The following is a 23717-nucleotide window of genomic DNA, read 5'->3' on the forward strand; positions in this document are numbered from 1 at the left end:
TATCACCCGGTTACTCACAGTTTCTTCACCTCAAGGTGGTGATTGGTTTAATAACCACCAAATCGATTGCGTGAAACGGGGCGCAGGCCGGATAAAAGTAAATATAAGCATAGAAAAATGAGTGGCGCTAATGGCTGACGATATTTAGAATCGCCAACCATGAAAACAGAGACTCCAGCCGTAAAAATGGTTGCTATCGCGGATGACTACGCGGGGCAACGCATCGATAACTTCTTGCGCACCCAACTGAAGGGCGTGCCAAAGAGTATGATTTACCGCATCCTGCGTAAGGGCGAGGTGCGGGTGAATAAAAAACGCGTGAAGCCTGAGTATAAGCTCGAAGCCGGTGATGAAGTGCGTATTCCACCGGTGCGCGTGGCTGAACGTGAAGAAGAGGTGGTTTCGCCGAAGCTGCAAAAAGTCGCGGCCCTGAGCGATGTCATCCTTTATGAGGACGATCATATTCTGGTGCTGAATAAGCCATCGGGTACCGCGGTCCACGGTGGTAGCGGTCTGAGCTTCGGCGTGATTGAAGGGTTACGTGCGCTGCGTCCGGAAGCCCGTTTCCTCGAACTGGTTCACCGCCTGGACCGCGATACCTCAGGCGTGCTGCTGGTAGCGAAAAAGCGTTCAGCGCTGCGTTCCCTGCACGAGCAGCTGCGTGAGAAGGACATGCAGAAAGATTATCTGGCGCTGGTGCGCGGTCAGTGGCAGTCCCACGTGAAGGTGGTGCAGGCCCCGCTGCTGAAGAACATTCTGCAAAGCGGCGAGCGCATTGTGCGCGTGAGCCAGGAAGGGAAACCGTCGGAGACGCGCTTTAAGGTTGAAGAGCGCTATGAGTTTGCCACGCTGGTGCGTTGCAGCCCGGTGACGGGGCGTACCCACCAGATTCGCGTGCATACCCAGTTTGCGGGCCATCCGATTGCGTTTGATGACCGCTACGGCGACCGGGAATTTGATAAACAGCTGGCGGGTACGGGCCTGTCGCGTCTGTTCCTGCATGCGGCAGCGCTGAAGTTTACCCATCCTAATACCGGGGAAATTATCCGTATTGAAGCGCCGCTGGACGAGCAGTTGAAACGCTGCCTGAAGGTTCTGCGCGGCTGATTATGTGCCGGGTGGCGCTGCGCTTACCCGGCCTACGAAACCCGTAGGCCCGTGCAAGCGAAGCGCCGCTGGGCATAACTTACACGATCAGCGGATTACACTCTTCTCGCCGTAACATCTGGCACAAGGCAATCAGCGGCAATCCCACCAGTGTGTTCGGATCCCGACCGTCCAGCTTGTCGAACAGCGCAATTCCCAGCCCCTCACTTTTGAAGCTTCCTGCGCAGTTCAGCGGACGTTCCCGGCGCACGTAGTCCATAATCTCCTGCTCGCTAAGATGGCGGAAGTGCACGTCGAACGGCTCGCATTCGGTTTGCAGATGGCCGGAGGCGGAGTTATAGAGCGCCAGGCCCGTGTAAAAGGTCACGATAGTGCCCCGCGCACGCAGAAGCTGCTGGCAGGCATTCTCCTCCGTATGAGGCTTGCCGGTGATTTCGCCGTCCAGCACGCAAACCTGATCGGAGCCTATAATCAAATGTGCAGGATAACGTGCGGCCAGCGATTGCGCTTTCTCCTTAGCGAGACGCGTTACCAGATGACGAGGTGATTCGCCCGGTTGCGGCGTCTCATCTACTTCTGGCGCGGCGCATTCAAACGGGATCCCGAGCTTTTCCAGCAGCGTTCGACGGTAGGGAGAAGTGGAAGCAAGGACGAGATTTGGCATATTTTTATCACCAGATATAGCGTATCGATGCCAGCCATTTTAAACTACAGGCCGCAATGTGTGCGAATAATTGGCAAAAGGCAGCTCTGGTTGCCTTTTTCTTTGACTCTATGACGTTACAAAGTTAATATGCGCGCCCTATGCAAAAGGTAAAATTACCCCTGACTCTTGATCCGGTTCGTACGGCTCAAAAACGCCTTGATTACGAAGGTATCTATACTTCTGATCAGGCCGAGCGTATTGCCGAATCTGTAGTCAGTGTGGACAGTGATGTAGAATGCTCCATGTCGTTCGCTATCGACAACCAGCGTCTCGCCGTTTTAACCGGTGATGCAAAGGTAACGGTAACGCTCGAGTGTCAGCGTTGCGGGAAACCGTTTGTACAGCATGTTCACACAACGTATTGTTTCAGTCCGGTTCGTTCTGACGAACAGGCTGAAGCACTCCCGGAAGCGTATGAGCCGATTGAGGTTAACGAATTCGGTGAAATCGATCTTCTGGCTCTGGTTGAAGATGAAATCATCCTCTCCTTGCCAGTCGTTCCGGTGCATGATTCTGAACACTGTGAAGTGTCCGAGGCGGACATGGTCTTTGGGGAACTGCCTGATGAAGCGCAAAAACCAAACCCATTTGCCGTATTAGCCAGCTTAAAGCGTAAGTAATTGAGGAGTAAGGTCCATGGCCGTACAACAGAATAAACCAACCCGTTCCAAACGTGGCATGCGTCGTTCCCATGACGCGCTGACTGCAGTTACCAGCCTGTCTGTAGACAAGACTTCTGGTGAGAAACACCTGCGTCACCACATCACCGCTGACGGTTTCTACCGCGGCCGCAAGGTTATCACTAAGTAATCGCGCGAAAGCGTGATTAGGCTTAGTGAGGATTTCCCCGTGCAAACGGGGAAGTTACCGAACCAGGCTGCGACGATACCTTGACACGTCTAACCCTGGCGTTAGATGTCATGGGGGGAGATTTTGGCCCTTCCGTGACAGTGCCTGCAGCATTGCAGGCACTGAATTCTAATTCGCAACTCACACTTCTTTTAGTCGGCAATCCCGACACAATCACGCCATTACTTGCAAAAGCTGACTTTGAACAACGTTCGCGTCTGCAGATTATTCCTGCGCAGTCAGTTATTGCCAGTGATGCACGCCCCTCACAGGCGATTCGTAATAGCCGTGGCAGCTCTATGCGCATGGCGCTGGAGCTGGTAAAAGAAGGGCGAGCGCAGGCTTGCGTCAGCGCCGGCAATACCGGCGCGCTGATGGGGCTGTCGAAATTACTGCTCAAGCCGATTGAGGGCATTGAGCGCCCGGCGCTGGTGACGGTGTTACCGCATCAGCAGAAGGGGAAAACGGTGGTGCTCGATTTGGGCGCTAACGTGGATTGTGATAGTACCATGCTGGCTCAGTTCGCCGTGATGGGGTCGGTGCTGGCAGAAGACGTGGTCGGGATCAACAATCCCCGCGTTGCGTTATTGAATATTGGTGAAGAAGAGACCAAAGGCCTGGACAGCATTCGCGACGCTGCTGAAATGCTCAAACAGGTTCCCTCCATCAACTATATTGGTTATCTCGAAGCCAATGAGTTGCTGACGGGAAAAACGGATGTTCTGGTGTGCGATGGCTTCACCGGAAACGTAACGTTGAAGACCATGGAAGGGGTCGTGCGCATGTTCCTTTCTCTGCTGAAATCTCAGGGAGAAGGCAAAAAAAGCGCCTGGTGGTTGATTTTATTGAAGCGTTGGTTACAAAAGAGCCTGACGCGGCGATTCAGTCACCTCAACCCCGACCAGTATAATGGCGCCTGTCTGTTAGGATTGCGCGGCATCGTGATTAAGAGTCATGGCGCCGCCAATCAGCGAGCATTTTCTGTCGCCATTGAACAGGCAGTGCAGGCGGTGCAGCGACAAGTCCCTCAGCGGATTGCCGCTCGCCTGGAATCTGTATTAGCTAAAAGTGACTGAGCGTACATGTATACGAAGATTTTAGGTACCGGCAGCTACCTGCCAAAACAAGTGCGTACCAACGCCGATCTGGAAAAAATGGTAGATACGTCTGACGAGTGGATTGTCACGCGCACAGGTATCCGTGAACGTCGTATCGCCGCGCCAGACGAAACCGTGTCCACCATGGGTTACGAAGCCGCACAGCGCGCTATCGAAATGGCGGGTATCGATAAAGAAGAGATTGGCTTGATCGTGGTTGCCACGACGTCTGCCACGCATGCTTTCCCAAGCGCGGCGTGTCAGGTGCAGAACATGCTCGGTATTAAAGGCTGCCCGGCGTTTGACGTTGCCGCCGCGTGCGCAGGTTTCACCTACGCGCTGAGCATTGCCGATCAGTATGTTAAATCTGGCTCCGTCAAATATGCACTGGTTATCGGTGCTGACGTTTTGGCGCGTACCTGCGATCCAACCGATCGCGGAACGATCATTATTTTCGGTGATGGTGCCGGTGCGGTGCTGCTGGGGCAGTCCGAAGAGCCGGGTATCATCTCCACGCATCTGCATGCCGATGGCCGCTACGGCGAGCTGTTAACGCTGCCTAACGCCGATCGCGTTAATCCGGACAGCTCCATCTACCTGACCATGGCGGGTAACGAGGTGTTCAAGGTGGCGGTGACCGAGCTTGCGCACATTGTCGATGAGACGCTGGAAGCAAATAACCTTGAACGCACCGCACTCGACTGGCTGGTGCCGCATCAGGCGAACCTGCGTATCATCAGCGCCACCGCTAAAAAGCTGGGCATGTCGATGGATAACGTTGTGGTGACGCTGGATCGTCACGGCAACACCTCTGCGGCGTCGGTACCGTGCGCATTTGATGAAGCGGTACGCGACGGACGAATCAAACGGGGCCAGCTGGTCTTGCTTGAAGCCTTCGGTGGCGGGTTCACCTGGGGTTCCGCGCTGGTTCGTTTCTAGTATAAGGAATAAAAAATGACGCAATTTGCTTTTGTGTTCCCGGGCCAGGGTTCTCAAACCGTTGGGATGTTGTCTGAAATGGCAGCAAACTACCCGGTCATTGAAGAGACTTTTCGTGAAGCTTCTGATGCGCTGGGTTATGATCTGTGGGCGCTGACCCAACAGGGTCCGGCCGAAGAGCTGAACAAAACCTGGCAAACTCAGCCAGCGTTGCTGACTGCGTCCGTTGCGCTGTGGCGCGTATGGCAGCAGCAGGGCGGTAAAGCGCCAGCGCTGCTCGCGGGCCATAGCTTGGGTGAATACTCTGCGCTGGTGTGCGCCGGTGTGATTGCGTTTGCTGACGCGGTGCGCCTGGTAGAACTGCGCGGTAAATTCATGCAGGAAGCGGTGCCAGAAGGAACGGGTGGCATGTCTGCCATTATTGGTCTGGATGATGCCGCGATTGCAAAAGCGTGTGAAGAATCTGCTGAAGGGCAGGTGGTTTCTCCGGTTAACTTCAACTCGCCGGGCCAGGTTGTTATTGCTGGTCATAAAGAGGCCGTTGAACGTGCCGGTGCTGCCTGTAAAGCCGCGGGCGCCAAACGCGCACTGCCGCTGCCGGTCAGCGTACCGTCTCACTGCGCACTGATGAAGCCCGCAGCCGAGAAACTGGCGGCTGAGCTGGAAAAAATTACCTTTAACGCACCGACGATTTCCGTTGTGAACAACGTCGATGTGAAATGCGAAACCGCGCCTGAGGCTATCCGTGACGCACTGGTTCGCCAGCTCTATAGCCCGGTACAGTGGACCAAAACCGTTGAGTTTATGGCCTCTCAGGGCGTTGAGCACCTTTATGAAGTCGGTCCTGGTAAAGTCCTCACCGGTCTGACGAAACGTATTGTTGACACCCTGACTGCCTCGGCGATTAACGAGCCGGAAGCGATGTCAGCGGCACTCTCGCAATAAAAGAGGAATACCATGAGTTTTGAAGGAAAAATTGCCCTGGTTACTGGCGCAAGCCGCGGTATCGGGCGTGCAATTGCTGAAACACTGGTCGCGCGCGGCGCGAAGGTGATTGGTACAGCAACCAGCGAGAATGGCGCTCAGGCCATCAGCGAGTATCTGGGTGCGAACGGTAAAGGTCTGGTACTGAATGTGACCGAACCTGCATCTATCGAATCTGTTCTGGAAAATATTCGCGCAGAGTTTGGTGAAGTGGATATTCTGGTCAATAATGCCGGGATAACTCGCGACAACCTGCTGATGCGAATGAAAGATGATGAGTGGAACGATATTATCGAAACCAACCTGTCATCTGTATTCCGTCTGTCAAAAGCGGTAATGCGCGCTATGATGAAAAAGCGTCATGGTCGTATTATCACTGTTGGTTCTGTGGTTGGTACCATGGGAAATGCTGGTCAGGCTAACTACGCTGCGGCGAAAGCAGGTCTGATCGGTTTCAGTAAGTCGCTGGCGCGTGAAGTCGCGTCCCGCGGGATTACTGTAAACGTTGTTGCTCCGGGCTTTATTGAAACGGACATGACGCGTGCGCTGACTGATGATCAGCGTGCGGGTACGCTGGCGGCAGTTCCGGCGGGTCGTCTTGGCGACCCTAAAGAAATCGCCAGTGCGGTTGCATTTTTAGCCTCTGACGAAGCGGGTTACATCACTGGTGAGACCCTCCACGTCAACGGCGGGATGTACATGGTTTAATCACGATCGAAAATATTTGCGTTATTAGGGCAAATGGCCTCAAAATAACGTAAAATCGTGGTAAGACCTGCCGGGATTTAGTTGCAAATTTTTCAACATTTTATACACTACGAAAACCATCGCGAAAGCGAGTTTTGATAGGAAATTTAAGAGTATGAGCACTATCGAAGAACGCGTTAAGAAAATTATCGGCGAACAGCTGGGCGTTAAGCAGGAAGAAGTTGTGAACTCCGCTTCCTTCGTTGAAGACCTGGGCGCAGATTCTCTTGACACCGTTGAGCTGGTAATGGCTCTGGAAGAAGAGTTTGATACTGAGATTCCGGACGAAGAAGCTGAGAAAATCACCACCGTTCAGGCTGCCATTGATTACATCAACGGCCACCAGGCGTAAGTGAACATCTCCAGGCGGTCATTCGACCGCCTGAGTTTTATCTTTTTTAGTCCCACGTATCTCTTTTTTTATCCCTCCCTGGAGGACAAACGTGTCTAAGCGTCGTGTAGTTGTGACCGGACTTGGCATGTTGTCTCCTGTCGGCAATACCGTAGAGTCCACCTGGAAAGCTCTCCTTGCCGGTCAGAGCGGCATCAGCCTAATCGACCATTTCGATACTAGCGCCTATGCAACGAAATTTGCTGGCTTAGTAAAGGATTTTAACTGTGAAGAGATCATCTCGCGAAAAGAACAGCGCAAGATGGATGCCTTCATTCAATATGGAATTGTCGCTGGCGTTCAGGCCATGCAGGATTCTGGCCTTGAGATTACGGAAGAGAACGCAACCCGTATCGGCGCCGCTATCGGCTCCGGGATTGGTGGTCTTGGCCTGATCGAGGAAAACCATACATCGCTGATGAATGGCGGACCGCGTAAGATCAGCCCGTTCTTCGTTCCGTCCACGATTGTTAACATGGTGGCAGGTCACCTGACCATTATGTTCGGCCTGCGTGGGCCAAGCATCTCTATCGCTACCGCGTGTACGTCTGGCGTACATAACATCGGCCAGGCCGCGCGTATCATTGCGTACGGCGATGCAGATGCTATGGTTGCGGGCGGTGCTGAAAAAGCCAGTACCCCACTGGGTGTTGGTGGTTTCGGCGCAGCGCGTGCGCTCTCTACCCGTAACGATAACCCTCAGGCGGCGAGCCGTCCGTGGGATAAAGACCGCGATGGTTTCGTGCTGGGTGACGGCGCAGGTATGCTCGTACTGGAAGAGTACGAACATGCGAAAAAACGTGGCGCGAAAATTTATGCTGAAGTCGTTGGCTTCGGGATGAGCAGCGATGCGTATCACATGACGTCTCCTCCGGAGAACGGCGCGGGTGCTGCGCTGGCGATGGAAAATGCGATCCGTGATGCGGGTATTACCCCTGCACAGATTGGCTACGTTAACGCACACGGCACTTCTACGCCTGCAGGCGATAAAGCAGAAGCGCAGGCGGTTAAGTCTATCTTCGGCGAGGCTGCCAGCCGCGTAATGGTCAGCTCCACGAAGTCCATGACCGGTCACCTGCTGGGTGCGGCGGGTGCAGTAGAGTCAATCTACTCTATCCTTGCGCTGCGCGATCAGGCTGTGCCGCCAACCATCAACCTGGATAACCCGGATGAAGGTTGCGATCTGGACTTCGTTCCGCACGAAGCGCGTCAGGTTAGCGGTATGGAGTACACCCTGTGTAACTCCTTCGGCTTTGGCGGCACGAATGGTTCTCTGATCTTCAAAAAGGTCTGAGCCTGACTGCCCGAAAGCTATAAAAAAAGGTCCGCTTAGCGGGCCTTTTTTATTAGGGAAAATCCCCTTGTCCGGCTTTTAACATCCTGCCAGACTGAGCCTCCACGCATAAGGAGCCACCATGTTTTTAATTAATGGCCTTGAGCAAGAAACGCTGCCGGCAAGCGACAGGGCAATCCAGTTTGGCGATGGTTGTTTCACCACTGCGCGTATTCTTGACGGTGAGGTGAGCCTGCTTGACGCCCATATCCGTCGTTTACAAACAGCCTGCGAGAAATTGCTGATTCCCTTCATGCAGTGGGACATTCTCGAGCGCGAGATGCGCCGGCTGGCGTCAGGTAATACAAACGGCGTTTTAAAAGTTATTCTTAGCCGCGGCAGCGGCGGGCGAGGGTACAGCGGTTCCGCCTGTCAGCATCCCACGCGTATTCTTTCCGTATCAGCGTATCCTGCTCACTATGCGCGCTGGCGTGAGGAGGGGGTAACGCTGACGCTGAGCCCGGTACGGCTGGGGCGAAACCCTATGCTCGCCGGAATAAAACATCTCAACCGCCTTGAACAGGTGCTTATTCGTACTCATCTTGAACAGACGGACGCGGATGAGGCGCTAGTCCTTGACAGCGAAGGGTTCATTACGGAATGCTGTGCGGCTAATTTACTCTGGCGGAAGGGCCGTGAGGTCTTCACCCCTTCGCTGGAGCAGGCTGGGGTTAACGGCATCATGCGCCAGTTTTGTTTGCAACAGCTGGCACATGCAGGCTTTCGCGTTGTCGAAGTAAACGCGAAGGAAGAGGCGCTGCTGTCCGCCGATGAAGTTGTGATCTGCAATGCGCTGATGCCTGTTATACCCGTTCGGGCGTATGGTCAACAGCGCTGGTCTTCGCGAGAGCTCTTTACGTTTTTAGCCCCGATATGTGAGCAAATCAAAAAGTCATGAAGAAAATGTTGCGCTTTGTCCTTCTCCTGCTCGTTGCGCTGGGTATTGCCGGCGGAGCGGGAGTATGGAAGGTTCGCCAGCTGGCGGACAGTAAAATACTGATTAAAGACGAGACGATTTTTACCCTGAAAGCCGGTACCGGGCGGATGGCGCTGGGCGAGCAGCTTTACGGGGATAAAATCATCAACCGTCCACGCGTGTTCCAGTGGTTATTGCGTATCGAGCCTGAACTGTCTCACTTCAAGGCTGGTACCTATCGCTTTACGCCCGGCATGACCGTCAGAGAGATGCTGCAGCTGCTGGAAAGCGGTAAAGAGGCACAGTTCCCGCTGCGCTTTGTTGAAGGGATGCGCTTAAGCGATTACCTCAAGCAGCTGCGTGATGCGCCTTACATCAAGCACACGCTCAAAGATGACCGCTATGAGACGGTCGCCGAGGTGCTGAAATTTGAACATCCTGAGTGGGTGGAAGGCTGGTTTTGGCCAGACACCTGGATGTATACGGCGGGCACGACCGATGTGGCGATTCTTAAACGGGCACACAAAAAGATGGTTGAGGCAGTTGATTCCGCCTGGGAAGGGCGCATGGACGGGCTGCCTTATCAAGATCAAAACCAGTTTGTGACAATGGCCTCGATCATTGAGAAAGAGACGGCCGTGGCGGCCGAGCGCGACCGGGTCGCGTCGGTATTTATCAACCGCCTGCGCATCGGCATGCGTCTGCAAACCGACCCGACCGTTATCTACGGCATGGGCGAGAGCTATGCCGGTAAGATCTCCAGAAAAGATCTGGAGACGCCAACGGCGTATAATACCTACGTGATTAACGGCTTGCCGCCGGGCCCGATAGCCACGCCGAGCGAGGCTTCGCTCAAAGCCGCCGCGCACCCGGCCAAAACACCCTACCTCTATTTTGTGGCTGATGGAAAAGGGGGGCATACCTTTAACACCAACCTTGCCAGCCATAATCGCTCTGTTCAGGACTATCTGAAGGCACTTAAGGAAAAAAATGCGCAGTAAATACATTGTCATTGAGGGACTCGAAGGGGCGGGTAAAACCACCGCCCGTAACGTGGTAGTGGATACGCTGAAATCGCTTGGCGTCGCTGACATGGTCTTTACCCGCGAGCCGGGCGGTACTCAGCTGGCGGAGAAACTGCGCAGTCTGGTGCTGGATATTAAATCCGTTGGCGACGAGGTTATTACTGACAAAGCCGAAGTGCTGATGTTCTATGCGGCGCGCGTCCAGCTGGTTGAGACCGTGATTAAACCTGCGCTGGCCGACGGCAAGTGGGTGATCGGCGACCGTCACGATCTGTCGACTCAGGCCTATCAGGGCGGCGGCCGCGGTATTGACCAGGCGATGCTGGCAACCCTTCGCGATGCCGTACTGGGGGATTTTCGCCCGGACCTGACCCTCTACCTGGATGTGACCCCGGAAGTGGGCCTCAGGCGCGCCCGCGCGCGCGGCGAACTGGACCGCATTGAGCAAGAGTCTTTCGATTTCTTTAACCGCACGCGCGCACGCTATCTTGAGCTGGCCGCACGGGACAGCGCAATTCGTACCATTGACGCCACGCAATCTCTGGACGACGTCACGCGCGATATTCAACAGACCGTTACGCAGTGGCTACAGGAGCAGCAGGCATGAAATGGTATCCATGGTTGCGCCCGCACTTTGAACAGCTGATCGCCAGCTATCAGGCCGGTCGGGGGCATCATGCGTTACTGATTCAGGCGTTGCCGGGAATGGGCGATGATGCGTTGATCTACGCCATCACTCGTTTTCTGATGTGCCAGCAGCCGGAAGGGCATAAAAGCTGCGGTAAATGCCGCGGCTGCCAGCTGATGCAGGCCGGCACGCATCCTGACTACTACACGCTTGAGCCTGAGAAGGGCAAAAGCGCGCTTGGCATTGATGCCGTGCGTGAAGTCAGCGAGAAACTGTACGAACATGCGCGTCTGGGCGGGGCAAAAGTGGTCTGGCTCAACGACGCTGCGTTGCTTACCGAGGCGGCGGCGAACGCGCTGCTTAAAACCCTGGAAGAGCCGCCGGAAAAGACGTGGTTTTTCCTTTCCTGCCGGGACCCGGGACGTTTACTGGCGACGCTGCGCAGCCGTTGTCGTCTCCATCATCTGGCGGTACCTCAGGAATCGTGGGCGTTAAGCTGGCTTGAGCGAGAGGTGACAACGTCACAGGAGAGTGCGTTGTCTGCGCTGCGCCTCAGTAGCGGCGCCCCCGCGGAGGCGCTGGCATTACTACAGCCTGACGTCTGGTCGCAGCGAGAAGCGCTCTGCCGGGCCGTTGAGGCTTCACTTAACAACCAGGACTGGCTGAGTTTACTGCCTGCGCTGAATAGCGATCGGGCCGTTGAGCGTCTGCACTGGCTGGCCTCCTTATTGCTCGATGCGCTAAAAATCCAGCAAGGGGCTACGCTGCTGACTAACCCAGACGCGTGGCCCCTGGTGAACATGCTGGCGAGCCGCCTTACAGGCGCGTCTCTGCACGCTATCCTTCATGATGTTTGCGAGAGCCGCGAACAGCTTTTAACCGTGACGGGTCTTAATCGCGAGCTTTTGCTGACCGACCAGTTACTGCGTATTGAACACTACCTGCAACCGGGCGTTACGCCGCCTGTTTCCCATCTCTGAGAGAGACATTATGTTTTTAGTCGACTCACACTGCCATCTTGATGGCCTGGATTATCAATCCCTGCACAACGACGTGGATGACGTGCTGGCGAAAGCCGCTGACCGCGATGTGAAATTTTGTCTTGCGGTGGCGACGACGCTGCCAGGGTATCGCTCAATGCGTGAGCTGGTGGGCGTTCGCGATAACGTGGTGTTCTCCTGCGGCGTTCATCCGCTGAACCAGGACGAAGAGTATGACGTAGAAGAGCTGCGCCGACTGGCAGCAGAAGCGGGCGTCGTGGCGATGGGTGAAACCGGGCTGGACTATTTTTACACGCCGGAAACGAAAGCGCGCCAGCAGGCGTCTTTCCGCAACCATATCCGCATCGGCCGCGAACTGAATAAACCGGTCATCGTACATACGCGCGATGCGCGCGCCGATACGCTGGCGATCCTCCGGGAAGAAAACGTGACGGATTGCGGTGGCGTACTACACTGTTTCACAGAAGACAGAGAAACGGCGGGTAAACTGCTTGATTTGGGGTTTTATATTTCGTTTTCCGGGATCGTGACGTTCCGTAACGCTGAGCAGCTCCGTGATGCTGCGCGCTATGTCCCGCTCGATCGCATTCTGGTGGAAACAGACTCTCCGTATCTGGCGCCGGTACCGCATCGCGGTAAAGAGAACCAGCCGGCCATGACGCGAGACGTCGCAGAGTACATGGCCGTGCTTAAAGGCGTCAGTATCGAAGAGCTGGCCCGCGTCACGACGCAAAACTTCTCTGCGCTGTTCCATATCGACCCCGCCCGCCTGCAATCCGTCTGATAAGCCTGTTTTTTTTAGGCTCGTAATTAATAAATAAAACGAGTAAAGTTCACCGCCTCATTTGGGGCGGTGACGGTGTTCTTAGAAACATCCAGACATGCTTTTTGTAAATTACTGAAAGTTTTTCGACCGTCTTAAGCTGAAACGTGATAGCCGTCAAACAAACTCAGAGGGAATTATTTTACTCTGTGTAATAAATAAAGGGCGCTTAGATGTCCTGTCCACGGCACGGTACTCCCCCCGGGCCAATGCGTGAAAGCGTAAAAAAAGCACAAATACTCAGGAGCACTCTCAATTATGTTTAAGAATGCATTTGCTAACCTGCAAAAGGTCGGTAAATCGCTGATGCTGCCAGTATCCGTACTGCCTATCGCAGGTATTCTGCTGGGTGTCGGTTCTGCTAACTTCAGCTGGCTGCCAGCCGTAGTTTCCCATGTGATGGCTGAAGCAGGCGGTTCCGTCTTTGCTAACATGCCTCTGATCTTCGCTATCGGTGTGGCGCTGGGCTTCACCAATAACGACGGCGTTTCTGCGCTGGCTGCAGTGGTTGCTTACGGCATCATGGTGAAAACCATGGCTGTGGTTGCGCCGCTGGTTCTGCATTTACCTGCAGAAGAGATTGCCGCGAAACACCTGGCAGATACCGGTGTTCTGGGCGGTATCATCTCCGGTGCGATTGCAGCGTATATGTTCAACCGCTTCTATCGCATCAAGCTGCCTGAGTATCTGGGCTTCTTCGCGGGCAAGCGTTTTGTTCCGATCATTTCTGGTCTGGCAGCGATTTTCACTGGCGTGATCCTGTCCTTCATCTGGCCACCAATCGGTTCCGCTATCCAGACCTTCTCTCAGTGGGCTGCTTACCAGAACCCGGTTGTCGCGTTCGGTATCTACGGCTTCATCGAGCGTTGCCTGGTGCCATTCGGTCTGCACCACATCTGGAACGTTCCATTCCAGATGCAGATTGGTGAATTCACCAACGCAGCAGGTCAGGTGTTCCACGGCGATATCCCACGTTACATGGCGGGTGACCCAACTGCAGGTAAACTGTCTGGTGGCTTCCTGTTCAAAATGTACGGCCTGCCGGCTGCTGCGATTGCAATCTGGCACTCTGCTAAGCCAGAAAACCGTGCAAAAGTGGGCGGTATCATGATCTCTGCAGCGCTGACCTCGTTCCTGACCGGTATCACCGAGCCGATCGAGTTCTCCTTCATGTTCGTTGCGCCAATCCTGTACATCATCCACGCTGTACTGGCTGGCCTGGCGTTCCCAATCTGTATCCTGCTGGGTATGCGTGACGGTACGTCCTTCTCTCACGGCCTGATCGACTTTATCGTTCTGTCCGGTAACAGCAGCAAGCTGTGGCTGTTCCCAATCGTGGGTGCGTGCTACGCCGTTGTTTACTACACCATCTTCCGCGTGCTGATCAAAGCACTGGACCTGAAAACTCCGGGTCGTGAAGATGCAACTGAAGACAGCAAAGCAGGCGCGACCAGCGAAATGGCTCCGGCACTGGTTGCTGCGTTCGGCGGTAAAGAGAACATCACTAACCTGGACGCGTGCATCACTCGTCTGCGTGTGAGCGTTGCCGACGTTGCGAAAGTGGACCAGCCGGGTCTGAAAAAACTGGGTGCAGCGGGCGTGGTTGTTGCAGGTTCGGGCGTTCAGGCTATCTTCGGTACTAAATCCGATAACCTGAAAACCGAAATGGATGAGTACATCCGCAACAGCTAAGCTGTGACCTGGGGAGACTAAGGCAGCCGAATGGCTGCCTTTTTTATTGCTGTGGTTTGTTGTGCCAACACTCAGAAGTCGTAGCTTGCGCTCACTGAAACGTTCAGCGGTGCGCCATAAACCACGTAAGAGCCGACGTAATCGTAATACTCTTTGTCGAACACGTTGTTGACGTTCGCCTGAATAGCAAAATCTTTGGTGACCTGATAGCGGCTGAACAGATTAACCAGTCCGTAGTTGCCTTGCTCTGCGCGGGATTGTCCCGCCGGGCCACCGTCCACATCCGTCCAAACTTTGTTCTGCCAGTTTACGCCACCGCCCACCGTCAGCGCCGGCAGCATTGGCAGCTGATAACGGGTAAACAGCTTCATTGTCGTGCGCGGCTGATCGGAACTGACAGCGCTGCCGTTCTTATCTTCCGCAATGTAGCGGGTCGCGCCGAACGTCAGCTGCCAGTTATCGGTCAGGGCGCCGTTCAGCTCGAACTCAATCCCTTTGCTGACCACGCCGTCCAGCGATTCATAAATCGACTCACCGCTCGGCATGTAGGTATAGGTGTTGCTCGCCACGTTATCCTGCTCGATGCGGAAAATCGCCAGCGAGGTGGTCAGACGGGTATTAAACCAGTCTGCTTTAACACCGGCTTCGTAGCTTTTGCCCGTGGTTGGATCGAGATAACGTCCGCTGGCGTCGCGCTTGTCCTGCGGCTGGAAGATGGAGGTATAGCTGACGTAGGTCGACCAGTCTTCGTTGATATCGTAGACCAGGCCCGCGTAAGGCGTTACGTCATCTTCAGTGCTTTCCAGACGGGTGTCAGGAGAGCCCGCCGGGTTATAGCGAATGTTGTAGTTGGTGTAGCGCGCCCCGAGGATCAGGTGCAGCGGGTCGGCCAGCGAGAAGCGGGCGGAGGTGTACGCTGAGGACTGGCGAATGTCGTCCTTGCTATAGAGCTTCCACGGCGTCCACTGCGGATCGGCGATATTTCCGTTCCAGTTTTTGAAATTCCCCACGTCCACCATGCCGTACAGCGCATCCGGCATTCTGTTGTCATAGTGGTTGCGCTGTCGGCTGAAGCTGCCGCCAAACATCATCTCATGCTGGCGGCCGAAAAGATCGAAGCCGCCGCGCAGGAAGGCATCAACCGCATCCTGTTTGCGTTCACCTCTGTTCCAGCCGCCGTAGCCAACCATGCCCGCCCCGGTCTCTTTTTCCGGATAGCCGGACATATACATCAGCTTGCTGTCGAAGTTGGTCTCCGCGTGCATGCCGTTGACGTGCGCTTCCCAGCCGTTGTCGAAACGCTGGGTCAGGTTAGCGAAGATGCGGGTGCTATCCTTGTCCGAGTAGGCCCAGTCAGGCGCGACGGTCTGGCTGCGATTGTAGTCGGTTTTACTCCCGTCGCTGTACCAGGTCGGCAATCCGCCCCAGGTCGGATCGGCGGTGTGGCTTTCCTGATATTCATACCCTACAGAGAGGGTGGTGCTGTCGCTGACGTCCGCATCCACCACGCCGTAGAGGAACTTCTTCCGGTAGTGGTAGTTATCAACGAAGCTGTCGTTGTCCTGATAGCCCGTAATCAGGCGTCCCCGTACCTTCCCGGACTCTACCAGCGGTGCCTGGAGATCCAGCACGTAGCGCTGTTTGTCCCAGCTGCCGTAGCTGGCGGAGACATTGCCTTTGAACTCATTGCTGTCCGCATGCTTACGCACCATATTGACGTACGCCGCCGGGTTACCGGTGCCGGACATCAGCCCGGTCGCGCCGCGAACCACTTCGATACGGTCGTAAATCGCGGTATCGGCGGCGGTGTCGCCGAAGTTCCACACTTCGCTGATGGAGGTGGGCAGGTCGTCATACGCGTAGTTACTGACGAAAAATCCGCGCGAGTAAAAGACGGTACGATCGCTGTCCTGCACCTGCGCCGTTACGCCCGTGGTGTTAGTCAACACCTGACCGATGGACTGCAGGTTCTGATCGGCCATACGCTGCTGGCTAATCACGCTAACGGACTGTGGGATATCGCGTGGAACCAGCAACAGCTTTGTGCCGGTGGTGGTGGTTTTTACGCTGTAATCCCGGTCCTGACTTGCGGAAGGATCCTGCGTATTGTCAAAACCTCCATCCACGACGACGGTGTCTTCGGTTGCTGATGCAGCGAAAGCGGCGGCTGGCGTCAATGCCATAGCAATACAGGCTGCCAGCAACGAAGGCGTTGCGACAGGCTGACGTTGCCCATCCCTGGTGTGATCAATGAAAGACATTATCAAACCCTTATGAACGGTGAAGAGTGTTTGCGTCAGTCCCACAAATACGGTCTGACGTCGTTTTCTATGTTAAAAATGCGCATGAAAATGCAAATGCGAAATATACGCATTGCCATTAATGCTGTAAACAGATGTGTCGTGCGTAACTGAAATAATGTTTCAGCCCGTTAAGGCACGCGAGCGGTCACTCTTCAGTCAGCTGATGAATATTCAGCAAAGAATTCGGGGGAGAAGGTTGAAAGGACAGGAGAAACTCGCTCATACTCTTGAATTGTGTCACACAGTCCTCCAGAGAGTGTGTTAACAGCGGACGCACCTAACAAAAAAGGAAAAGGTCATGGCTGAAGAAACGATTTTCAGTAAAATTATTCGCCGCGAAATCCCGTCGGATATCGTCTATCAGGATGAACTGGTAACGGCTTTCCGGGACATTTCCCCTCAGGCACCGACACACATCCTAATCATTCCTAATATTCTGATTCCGACCGTAAACGACGTAAAAACCGAGCACGAAGTGGCGTTAGGTCGTATGCTGACGGTGGCGGCGAAAATTGCCGAGCAGGAAGGCATAGCGGAAGACGGTTATCGTCTGATCATGAACTGTAATCGTCATGGCGGCCAGGAAGTTTATCATATTCACATGCATCTGCTGGGTGGACGTCCGCTGGGACCGATGCTGGCTCACAAAGGTCTGTAACATGTTTAAAGGGCGTATTGCAGCGCTGGTAATGACGATGATGGTTGTGGGGTGCAGCACGCGTCCGGCGATCCCCGTCAGCGATGAACAGACGCTGGTGATGGAATCCTCCGTGCTGGCTGCGGGCATCACGGCGCAACAGCCCGCAATGACCATCAGTGAAATTAAATCTTCTGCCTCCTCTACGCTCTATAACGAAAGAAATGAACCGGTGACGGTCCACTACCGTTTTTTCTGGTATGACGTAAGAGGTCTTGAGATGCACCCGCTGGAGGCGCCGCGCAGCGTCACTCTTCCGGCAAGGTCGTCGGTAACGCTCTATGACAGCGCCAGCTATCTGGGTGCGCATAAGGTGAGACTTTATCTTTATCTCTAAGGGGTGAACCTTGATTAAAAATATGAGCCGTTATGCGCTCGTGACCGCATTCGCGCTGTTCCTTGCAGGGTGTGTGACCCGTACAGAACAGCCAGCACCTGTGGAAGAGGCAAAGCCGGGTACCGAGCAGCCGACACCGCCAACGCAGACCCAGCCAACCGTGCCGTCTGTACCGTCTATTCCGTCACAGCCTGGCCCGATTGAACATCAGGACCAGACGTCACAACCTGCGCCGCGCGTGCGCCATTACGACTGGAACGGTGCGATGCAGCCGATGGTCGGTAAAATGCTGCAGGCTCAGGGCGTGACGGCAGGCAGCGTGCTGCTGGTGGATAGCGTGAACAACCGTACCAACGGTTCGCTGAACGCGGGCGAAGCGACAGAAACGCTGCGCAATGCGCTGGCAAACAACGGTAAGTTTACGCTGGTCTCTGCTCAGCAGCTCGCGTTAGCCAAACAGCAGCTGGGCCTGTCGCCGCAGGATAGCCTCGGCTCCCGCAGCAAGGCGATTGGCATTGCCCGCAACGTTGGCGCCCAGTATGTGCTGTACTCTAATGCGACCGGTAATGTGAATACCCCAGCCCTGCAGATGCAGCTGATGCTGGTTCAGACAGGCGAAATTATCTGGTCAGGTAAAGGTGCGGTTACGCAACAATGACACCACGCGTGATGAGATTCTGACGCGTTATTTTCCACAGTACCGCCTTATCGCGCCGCAGGCCTACTCCGGGCTTAGCGGCGCGAGTTGCATTATAGCGCGGGACGCGCACCGTCTGGTCTTGCGGCAGAACCACGATCCCTTCGCCCCGGCTTTCCAGTTTCGCCGTCAGTTTCGCGCCCTCAAACGCCTTCCGTCGGATCTCGTGCCTGAACCCCGATTTTTCAGCAAGGGCTGGATGGCCGTCGACTATCTGGAGGGGGAGGTGAAAAGCGCGCTGCCGGACACCCCAGCGCTTGCGGCGATGCTGTATCATCTGCACCAGCAACAGCGTCTGGGGTGGCGAATCGCCTTACTTCCACTGCTGGAAAACTACTGGCAACAAGCCTCTCCAGCAAGACGTACCCCAGTGTGGCTTGCGCATCTCAAACGGCTGCGTAAAGCGGGCGAGCCGCAACCGATTCGGCTCTCGCCGTTACATATGGATGTGCACGCCGGGAACATCGTGCATACGCCACAGGGCGCCAGGCTTATCGACTGGGAATATGCCGGAGACGGCGATGTGGCGCTGGAGCTGGCCGCGGTCTGGACGGAAAGTGAAGCCGCGCGGCAGAAACTCATCAGAGAGTATGCCAGCGTTGCGCACTTTAACGCCGATGCGCTGGCACGGCAGGTGAGACGCTGGCGGCCCTGGGTCATCATGCTGATGGCGGGCTGGTTTGAGATGCGTTTGCAGCAGTCCAGAGATAAACACTTTATTGCGCTGGCAGACGATGCCTGGCGCCAGTTACAAACGAAAGGATAAGAGAGGTGAGTGTGGGTCCAGTCATGTTGGATGTAGAAGGGTTTGAGCTGGATGCGGAGGAGCGTGAAATTCTGGCGCATCCGCTGGTGGGCGGCCTGATCCTGTTTACCCGCAACTATCACGATCCGGCGCAACTGCGTGAACTGGTGCGCCAGATCCGCGCCGCGTCGCGCAATCATCTGGTGGTGGCCGTCGATCAGGAAGGCGGCCGCGTGCAGCGTTTTCGCGACGGTTTTACCCGCCTGCCGGCAGCCCAGTCTTTCGCCGCGCTGCTCGGCACGGAAGAGGGTGGGAAACTGGCGCAGGAAGCCGGCTGGCTGATGGCCAGCGAAATGATTGCCATGGATATCGACATCAGCTTTGCCCCGGTGCTGGACGTGGGCCATATCAGCGCCGCGATTGGCGAGCGCTCCTACCATGAAGATCCGCGTATTGCGTTGGCAATGGCGACCCGGTTTATCGACGGGATGCACGATGCGGGAATGAAAACCACCGGGAAACACTTCCCGGGCCACGGGGCGGTGACGGCGGATTCCCACAAAGAGACCCCGCGCGACCCGCGTCCGGAAGCGGAAATTCGCGCCAAAGATATGTCGGTGTTCCGCTCGCTTATCACCGATAACAAGCTGGACGCCATTATGCCGGCACACGTGATTTACAGCGATGTCGATCCGCGTCCTGCCAGCGGCTCCCCGCACTGGCTGAAAACCGTTCTGCGCCAGGAGCTGGGTTTCAACGGCGTCATTTTCTCCGACGATCTGTCGATGGAAGGGGCGGCAATCATGGGCAGCTATGCTGAGCGCGGTCAGGCCTCGCTGGATGCAGGTTGCGATATGATCCTGGTCTGCAATAATCGTAAAGGTGCCGTTAGCGTGTTGGATAACCTGTCACCGATCAATGCAGAGCGTGTTACGCATTTGTATCATAAAGGTTCATTTAGCCGTCAGGAGCTGATGGATTCGGCGCGCTGGAAGTCGGTCAACGCCCGGCTTGAAGACCTGAATGAGCTCTGGCAGGCACATAAAGCCAGCCTGTAAACCCTCCCGGAAGGCGTAGCGTGGTGAGAAGACAATGATCATCTATTTACACGGTTTTGACTCAAACAGTCCTGGTAATCATGAGAAGGTGCTACAGCTGCAGTTTATCGATCCCGATGTACGGCTGATTAGCTACAGCACGCGCCATCCGAAGCATGATATGCAGCATCTGCTCAAAGAGGTGGACAAGATGCTGCAGCTTAACGTCGACGATCGCCCGTTGATTTGCGGCGTGGGGCTGGGCGGCTACTGGGCGGAGCGGATTGGCTTCCTGTGCGACATCCGCCAGGTGGTCTTCAATCCTAACCTTTTCCCGAATGAGAACATGGAAGGCAAAATTGACCGCCCGGAAGAGTATGTCGATATTGCGACCAAGTGCGTGAGCAACTTCCGTGAGAAAAACCGCGATCGCTGTCTGGTGATCCTCTCGCGTAATGATGAAGCACTGAACAGCCATCGGGCCGCAGAGCTGCTGCATCACTATTACGAGATCGTCTGGGACGAAGAGCAGACCCACAAGTTCAAGAACATCTCCCCGCACCTCCAGCGCATCAAAGCCTTTAAAACGCTGGGCTAAACCACAGCCTGCCACTTCAGAAACCCGGTCGCGAACGCGCACCGGGTTTCTTTTTATCCAGAATTGTCTACTTTTAAGCCATCAAAACTTGATGCATATCAATTTTGGTATGACCAATGCGCCTGACGTGTTATTCTCAATGCACCTGAATGGTTTCAGTGCTGTAACCTGTTGTTAATTAAGGGTTATTTTCATAACTTTTAATTAACAATTGGTTAATAATTTGAGGGGGTCACGTTGACTACGCCATTGAAAAAGATAGTGATTGTAGGCGGTGGTGCTGGCGGGCTGGAGCTGGCCACACAGTTGGGCAAGAAGCTGGGGCGCGGTAAAAAAGCCAAAATCACGCTGGTGGATCGTAACCACAGCCACCTGTGGAAACCGCTGCTGCACGAAGTGGCGACCGGCTCACTGGATGAGGGCGTGGACGCGCTGAGCTATCTGGCGCACGCGCGCAACCATCATTTCCAGTTCCAGCTGGGCTCGGTGGTTGACATCAACCGTGAGAGCAAAACCATTACCCTGGCCGAGCTGCGTGATGAAAAAGGCGAGCTGCTGGTCCCCGAGCGCAAGCTGGCGTATGACACGCTGGTGATGGCGCTCGGCAGTACCTCCAACGACTTCAACACGCCGGGCGTTAAAGAGCACTGTATCTTCCTCGATAACCCGCACCAGGCGCGTCGTTTCCACCAGGAAATGCTGAACCTGTTCCTGAAGTACACCAGCAATCTGGGTGCGAATGGCAAGGTTAACATTGCCATTGTCGGCGGCGGCGCGACGGGCGTTGAGCTGTCCGCAGAGCTGCACAATGCGGTTAAACAGCTGCACAGCTACGGTTACAAAGGGTTAACTAACGAAGCGCTGAACGTGACGCTGGTTGAAGCGGGTGAGCGTATTCTGCCTGCGCTGCCTCCGCGCATTTCCGGCGCAGCGCACAATGAACTGACGAAACTGGGCGTGCGCGTCCTGACGCAGACCATGGTGACCAGCGCTGACGAAGGTGGACTGCACACCAAAGACGGCGAGTACATCAAAGCGGATCTGATGGTCTGGGCGGCAGGTATCAAAGCGCCTGACTTTATGAAAGATATCGGTGGTCTGGAGACGAACCGCATTAATCAGCTGGTCACCGAGCCGACGCTGCAAACCACGCGCGACCCTGAAATCTTCGCTATTGGTGACTGTGCTTCCTGCGCGCGTCCTGAAGGGGGCTTCGTGCCGCCGCGCGCTCAGGCCGCGCACCAGATGGCAAGCCTGGTGCTGCACAACATCCTGGCGCAGTACAAAGGCAAGCCAATGAAGGCGTATGTCTATAAAGACCACGGTTCTCTGGTATCGCTGTCAAACTTCTCTACCGTCGGTAGCCTGATGGGTAACCTGATGCGTGGCTCGATGATGGTGGAAGGGCGCATTGCACGCTTCGTGTATATCTCCCTGTACCGTATGCACCAGATCGCGCTGCACGGCTACTTTAAAACGGGCCTGATGATGCTGGTGGGCAGAATCAACCGCGTCATTCGTCCACGTCTGAAGCTGCACTAATCTTTCACTCCCTCCGGGCCCTCCGGAGGGATTTTTTAGCATATCATGCTGTTCGTCGTGGATTAGGTGCCTAAGAGTTCTCCTAAACGCGATATATCTCTCCCCGATGTCCACTTTTTGATCCTTTGTCTTATTGGCGAAGCCGCGCCTCCATAGCAGAATTGTTACCAATAGCAACAAAGGAGGAAGTCCCGTGAATAAATCAATGTTGGCGGGTATAGGGATCGGCGTCGCAGCTGCGTTAGGTGTGGCTGCTGTTGCCAGTCTCAACGTTTTAGATCGCGGCCCGCAGTATGCGCAGGTGGTTTCAGCAACGCCTATTAAAGAAACCGTAAAAACCCCACGTCAGGAGTGCCGTAACGTCTCCGTAACCCACCGTCGTCCGGTACAGGATGAAAACCGTATTGCCGGCTCTGTTCTGGGTGCGGTAGCGGGTGGGGTGATTGGTCACCAGTTTGGCGGTGGTCGGGGTAAAGATGTCGCGACCGTGGTCGGCGCGCTGGGTGGCGGCTATGCCGGTAACCAGGTGCAGGGCGCAATGCAGGATAACGATACTTACACCACTACCCAGCAGCGCTGTAAAACCGTCTATGACAAGTCGGAAAAAATGCTGGGCTATGACGTGACCTACAAAATTGGCGATCAGCAGGGCAAAATCCGCATGGATAAAGACCCGGGCACCCAAATTCCACTGGATGGAAACGGCCAGCTGGTACTGAATAACAAAGCGTAAAAAAGATGTTCTCTGAACTTAGCTCCTCAAGCGCTCAGGCTGAGGAGCTTTTTTTTGCGTCAGATTTTGAGCAGTTCAGGCCACAGGCGCAGCGTGGTGTCGGAAATGTTCTGCAGTTTTTCCAGCGTCGCCCCTTCACGGGCGCTGATCGACATTCCCTGTAAAATACAGCTCAGGTATTGCGCAAGCATCTGAGGCTGGCAGTGTGCGGGAATTTCACCGCGCTGCTGGCGCTGAGCCAGAAATGCGCTGAGCGTCTCCTCCTGCATCGCATGACGCGATTTCACCGTATTGGCGATCTCTTTTGATGCTGCCGCCAGGGTGGCAGAGGTGTTAATCATAAAGCAGCCCGCGGGCGTCTCTTTACTGGTGAAGCAGGTGGCAACGGCGGTGAAGTAATCCCGTAGCGCCTGTTCAACGCTTTTCTCTTCACAAAAGAGCTGGGCTTCGTGTTTCGCCGCAAAGCGCGAAATGTACCTGTCCAGCACCGCCCTGAACAGCCCCTCTTTATTGGTAAATTCAGCATAAAGCGTCGGCGCTTTAGCTCCGGTGGCTTCTACCAGATCGGAAAGCGAGGTCGCTTCATACCCATGTTGCCAGAAGAGAGTCATGGCCTTATCAAGCGCTGCATCCCTGTCAAACACTTTTGGTCGGCCACGGCTTTTCTTCACACAACTCGTGACGTCGGTTGTCATTTGCCGTTGGTCCTCTGTTGGTTTGTTGAATGACCATTATAAAAATAAACGCAACCCATCACCAGTGCAGAATGCTTAAAAATAAATTAATCATA

General features: G+C 55.0%; 26 protein-coding genes. 23 read left to right on the forward strand and 3 right to left on the reverse strand.

The window, feature by feature from the left end; translation table 11 throughout:
• The first annotated feature begins 159 nt into the window (after nt 1-159).
• Nucleotides 160-1107: a 23S rRNA pseudouridine(955/2504/2580) synthase RluC gene (gene rluC / locus IM313_RS19605; protein ID WP_192970906.1), complete on the forward strand. Its 948-nt coding sequence runs from the start codon at nt 160-162 to the stop codon at nt 1105-1107.
• Nucleotides 1108-1186: 79 nt separating this feature from the next.
• Here rluC and IM313_RS19610 read toward each other — a convergent pair whose 3' ends face one another.
• On the reverse strand, nt 1187-1771 hold the full coding sequence (locus tag IM313_RS19610) for a nucleoside triphosphate pyrophosphatase (protein ID WP_059354893.1): 585 nt from the start codon (nt 1769-1771) through the stop codon (nt 1187-1189).
• 140 nt (nt 1772-1911) lie between these two features.
• On the opposite strand from IM313_RS19610, the gene yceD reads away from it, so the two are divergent.
• The 14 genes from yceD to ptsG all read left to right on the forward strand — a co-directional run bounded on the left by yceD (nt 1912) and on the right by ptsG (nt 14238).
• Nucleotides 1912-2433, forward strand: a complete 522-nt coding sequence (gene yceD, locus IM313_RS19615; RefSeq protein WP_021240759.1) for a 23S rRNA accumulation protein YceD — start codon at nt 1912-1914, stop codon at nt 2431-2433.
• 16 nt (nt 2434-2449) lie between these two features.
• A complete protein-coding gene (gene rpmF / locus IM313_RS19620) occupies nt 2450-2623 on the forward strand; it encodes a 50S ribosomal protein L32 (RefSeq protein ID WP_003857964.1) in 174 nt (57 codons plus the stop codon).
• An 80-nt stretch (nt 2624-2703) separates the two neighbouring features.
• Nucleotides 2704-3738: a phosphate acyltransferase PlsX gene (gene plsX / locus IM313_RS19625; RefSeq protein WP_028012715.1), complete on the forward strand. Its 1035-nt coding sequence runs from the start codon at nt 2704-2706 to the stop codon at nt 3736-3738.
• A 6-nt stretch (nt 3739-3744) separates the two neighbouring features.
• Nucleotides 3745-4698 (forward strand): beta-ketoacyl-ACP synthase III, encoded by a 954-nt coding sequence (locus tag IM313_RS19630; protein WP_041910515.1) that lies wholly within the window; start codon nt 3745-3747, stop codon nt 4696-4698.
• A gap of 15 nt (nt 4699-4713) precedes the next feature.
• Nucleotides 4714-5643, forward strand: a complete 930-nt coding sequence (gene fabD, locus IM313_RS19635) for an ACP S-malonyltransferase (protein ID WP_028012717.1) — start codon at nt 4714-4716, stop codon at nt 5641-5643.
• Between the two features lie 12 nt (nt 5644-5655).
• Nucleotides 5656-6390, forward strand: coding sequence for a 3-oxoacyl-ACP reductase FabG (gene fabG, locus IM313_RS19640; RefSeq protein WP_010429699.1), 735 nt, complete (start codon nt 5656-5658; stop codon nt 6388-6390).
• 154 nt (nt 6391-6544) lie between these two features.
• A complete protein-coding gene (acpP, locus tag IM313_RS19645) occupies nt 6545-6781 on the forward strand; it encodes an acyl carrier protein (RefSeq protein WP_003857954.1) in 237 nt (78 codons plus the stop codon).
• A gap of 91 nt (nt 6782-6872) precedes the next feature.
• A complete protein-coding gene (fabF, locus tag IM313_RS19650) occupies nt 6873-8114 on the forward strand; it encodes a beta-ketoacyl-ACP synthase II (protein WP_045630098.1) in 1242 nt (413 codons plus the stop codon).
• 121 nt (nt 8115-8235) lie between these two features.
• A complete protein-coding gene (gene pabC, locus IM313_RS19655; protein WP_192970907.1) occupies nt 8236-9051 on the forward strand; it encodes an aminodeoxychorismate lyase in 816 nt (271 codons plus the stop codon).
• Complete coding sequence (gene yceG / locus IM313_RS19660) at nt 9048-10070, forward strand: cell division protein YceG (protein ID WP_049136778.1); 1023 nt, start codon at nt 9048-9050, stop codon at nt 10068-10070. The genes pabC and yceG overlap by 4 nt, the downstream gene beginning before the upstream one ends.
• On the forward strand, nt 10060-10701 hold the full coding sequence (gene tmk / locus IM313_RS19665) for a dTMP kinase (RefSeq protein WP_041910511.1): 642 nt from the start codon (nt 10060-10062) through the stop codon (nt 10699-10701). Before yceG ends, tmk begins: the two co-directional genes overlap by 11 nt.
• Nucleotides 10698-11702 carry a DNA polymerase III subunit delta' gene (gene holB, locus IM313_RS19670; RefSeq protein WP_192970908.1) on the forward strand — a complete coding sequence of 335 codons (1005 nt, stop codon included), beginning with the start codon at nt 10698-10700 and terminating at the stop codon, nt 11700-11702. Before tmk ends, holB begins: the two co-directional genes overlap by 4 nt.
• A 10-nt stretch (nt 11703-11712) precedes the next feature.
• Complete coding sequence (locus tag IM313_RS19675; RefSeq protein WP_192970909.1) at nt 11713-12507, forward strand: metal-dependent hydrolase; 795 nt, start codon at nt 11713-11715, stop codon at nt 12505-12507.
• A gap of 297 nt (nt 12508-12804) precedes the next feature.
• Entirely contained in the window at nt 12805-14238 is a 1434-nt protein-coding gene (gene ptsG, locus IM313_RS19680) for a PTS glucose transporter subunit IIBC (protein WP_028012724.1), read from the forward strand.
• Between the two features lie 71 nt (nt 14239-14309).
• Here the strand turns inward: ptsG and fhuE are convergent, their stop codons facing one another.
• Nucleotides 14310-16499: a ferric-rhodotorulic acid/ferric-coprogen receptor FhuE gene (gene fhuE / locus IM313_RS19685; protein ID WP_193034330.1), complete on the reverse strand. Its 2190-nt coding sequence runs from the start codon at nt 16497-16499 to the stop codon at nt 14310-14312.
• 340 nt (nt 16500-16839) lie between these two features.
• Here fhuE and hinT point away from each other — a divergent pair, with 340 nt between their 5' ends.
• The 8 genes from hinT to IM313_RS19725 all read left to right on the forward strand — a co-directional run bounded on the left by hinT (nt 16840) and on the right by IM313_RS19725 (nt 22927).
• Nucleotides 16840-17199, forward strand: coding sequence for a purine nucleoside phosphoramidase (gene hinT, locus IM313_RS19690; RefSeq protein WP_006809243.1), 360 nt, complete (start codon nt 16840-16842; stop codon nt 17197-17199).
• Nucleotide 17200: 1 nt separating this feature from the next.
• Nucleotides 17201-17575 carry a YcfL family protein gene (locus IM313_RS19695; protein WP_126817563.1) on the forward strand — a complete coding sequence of 125 codons (375 nt, stop codon included), beginning with the start codon at nt 17201-17203 and terminating at the stop codon, nt 17573-17575.
• A 13-nt stretch (nt 17576-17588) separates the two neighbouring features.
• On the forward strand, nt 17589-18233 hold the full coding sequence (gene lpoB / locus IM313_RS19700) for a penicillin-binding protein activator LpoB (RefSeq protein ID WP_126327402.1): 645 nt from the start codon (nt 17589-17591) through the stop codon (nt 18231-18233).
• Complete coding sequence (thiK, locus tag IM313_RS19705) at nt 18214-19038, forward strand: thiamine kinase (protein ID WP_192970910.1); 825 nt, start codon at nt 18214-18216, stop codon at nt 19036-19038. The genes lpoB and thiK overlap by 20 nt, the downstream gene beginning before the upstream one ends.
• A gap of 11 nt (nt 19039-19049) precedes the next feature.
• Nucleotides 19050-20075, forward strand: a complete 1026-nt coding sequence (nagZ, locus tag IM313_RS19710) for a beta-N-acetylhexosaminidase (protein ID WP_192971186.1) — start codon at nt 19050-19052, stop codon at nt 20073-20075.
• Between the two features lie 34 nt (nt 20076-20109).
• The gene (ycfP, locus tag IM313_RS19715) at nt 20110-20652 is read left to right on the forward strand and encodes an alpha/beta hydrolase YcfP (protein ID WP_008500781.1); all 543 of its coding nucleotides are present in this window, start codon (nt 20110-20112) and stop codon (nt 20650-20652) included.
• 237 nt (nt 20653-20889) lie between these two features.
• Complete coding sequence (locus IM313_RS19720) at nt 20890-22194, forward strand: NAD(P)/FAD-dependent oxidoreductase (protein WP_028012730.1); 1305 nt, start codon at nt 20890-20892, stop codon at nt 22192-22194.
• A gap of 193 nt (nt 22195-22387) precedes the next feature.
• Nucleotides 22388-22927 (forward strand): glycine zipper 2TM domain-containing protein, encoded by a 540-nt coding sequence (locus tag IM313_RS19725; protein WP_028012731.1) that lies wholly within the window; start codon nt 22388-22390, stop codon nt 22925-22927.
• A gap of 59 nt (nt 22928-22986) precedes the next feature.
• Here IM313_RS19725 and comR read toward each other — a convergent pair whose 3' ends face one another.
• Nucleotides 22987-23622, reverse strand: coding sequence for a TetR family copper-responsive transcriptional repressor ComR (comR, locus tag IM313_RS19730; protein WP_028012732.1), 636 nt, complete (start codon nt 23620-23622; stop codon nt 22987-22989).
• Between the last annotated feature and the right edge of the window lie 95 nt (nt 23623-23717).

The organism is Enterobacter cloacae complex sp. P2B (assembly GCF_014895985.1).
GTDB lineage: Bacteria > Pseudomonadota > Gammaproteobacteria > Enterobacterales > Enterobacteriaceae > Enterobacter > Enterobacter bugandensis.

Bases quoted from the DNA above. Each gene is read 5' to 3' on its own strand.
- rluC (WP_192970906.1), top strand. From the start codon at position 160: ATGAAAACAGAGACTCCAGCCGTAAAAATGGTTGCTATCGCGGATGAC.
- IM313_RS19610 (WP_059354893.1), bottom strand. From the start codon at position 1,771: ATGCCAAATCTCGTCCTTGCTTCCACTTCTCCCTACCGTCGAACGCTG.
- yceD (WP_021240759.1), top strand. From the start codon at position 1,912: ATGCAAAAGGTAAAATTACCCCTGACTCTTGATCCGGTTCGTACGGCT.
- rpmF (WP_003857964.1), top strand. From the start codon at position 2,450: ATGGCCGTACAACAGAATAAACCAACCCGTTCCAAACGTGGCATGCGT.
- IM313_RS19630 (WP_041910515.1), top strand. From the start codon at position 3,745: ATGTATACGAAGATTTTAGGTACCGGCAGCTACCTGCCAAAACAAGTG.
- fabD (WP_028012717.1), top strand. From the start codon at position 4,714: ATGACGCAATTTGCTTTTGTGTTCCCGGGCCAGGGTTCTCAAACCGTT.
- fabG (WP_010429699.1), top strand. From the start codon at position 5,656: ATGAGTTTTGAAGGAAAAATTGCCCTGGTTACTGGCGCAAGCCGCGGT.
- acpP (WP_003857954.1), top strand. From the start codon at position 6,545: ATGAGCACTATCGAAGAACGCGTTAAGAAAATTATCGGCGAACAGCTG.
- pabC (WP_192970907.1), top strand. From the start codon at position 8,236: ATGTTTTTAATTAATGGCCTTGAGCAAGAAACGCTGCCGGCAAGCGAC.
- yceG (WP_049136778.1), top strand. From the start codon at position 9,048: ATGAAGAAAATGTTGCGCTTTGTCCTTCTCCTGCTCGTTGCGCTGGGT.
- tmk (WP_041910511.1), top strand. From the start codon at position 10,060: ATGCGCAGTAAATACATTGTCATTGAGGGACTCGAAGGGGCGGGTAAA.
- holB (WP_192970908.1), top strand. From the start codon at position 10,698: ATGAAATGGTATCCATGGTTGCGCCCGCACTTTGAACAGCTGATCGCC.
- IM313_RS19675 (WP_192970909.1), top strand. From the start codon at position 11,713: ATGTTTTTAGTCGACTCACACTGCCATCTTGATGGCCTGGATTATCAA.
- ptsG (WP_028012724.1), top strand. From the start codon at position 12,805: ATGTTTAAGAATGCATTTGCTAACCTGCAAAAGGTCGGTAAATCGCTG.
- fhuE (WP_193034330.1), bottom strand. From the start codon at position 16,499: ATGTCTTTCATTGATCACACCAGGGATGGGCAACGTCAGCCTGTCGCA.
- hinT (WP_006809243.1), top strand. From the start codon at position 16,840: ATGGCTGAAGAAACGATTTTCAGTAAAATTATTCGCCGCGAAATCCCG.
- IM313_RS19695 (WP_126817563.1), top strand. From the start codon at position 17,201: ATGTTTAAAGGGCGTATTGCAGCGCTGGTAATGACGATGATGGTTGTG.
- ycfP (WP_008500781.1), top strand. From the start codon at position 20,110: ATGATCATCTATTTACACGGTTTTGACTCAAACAGTCCTGGTAATCAT.
- comR (WP_028012732.1), bottom strand. From the start codon at position 23,622: ATGACAACCGACGTCACGAGTTGTGTGAAGAAAAGCCGTGGCCGACCA.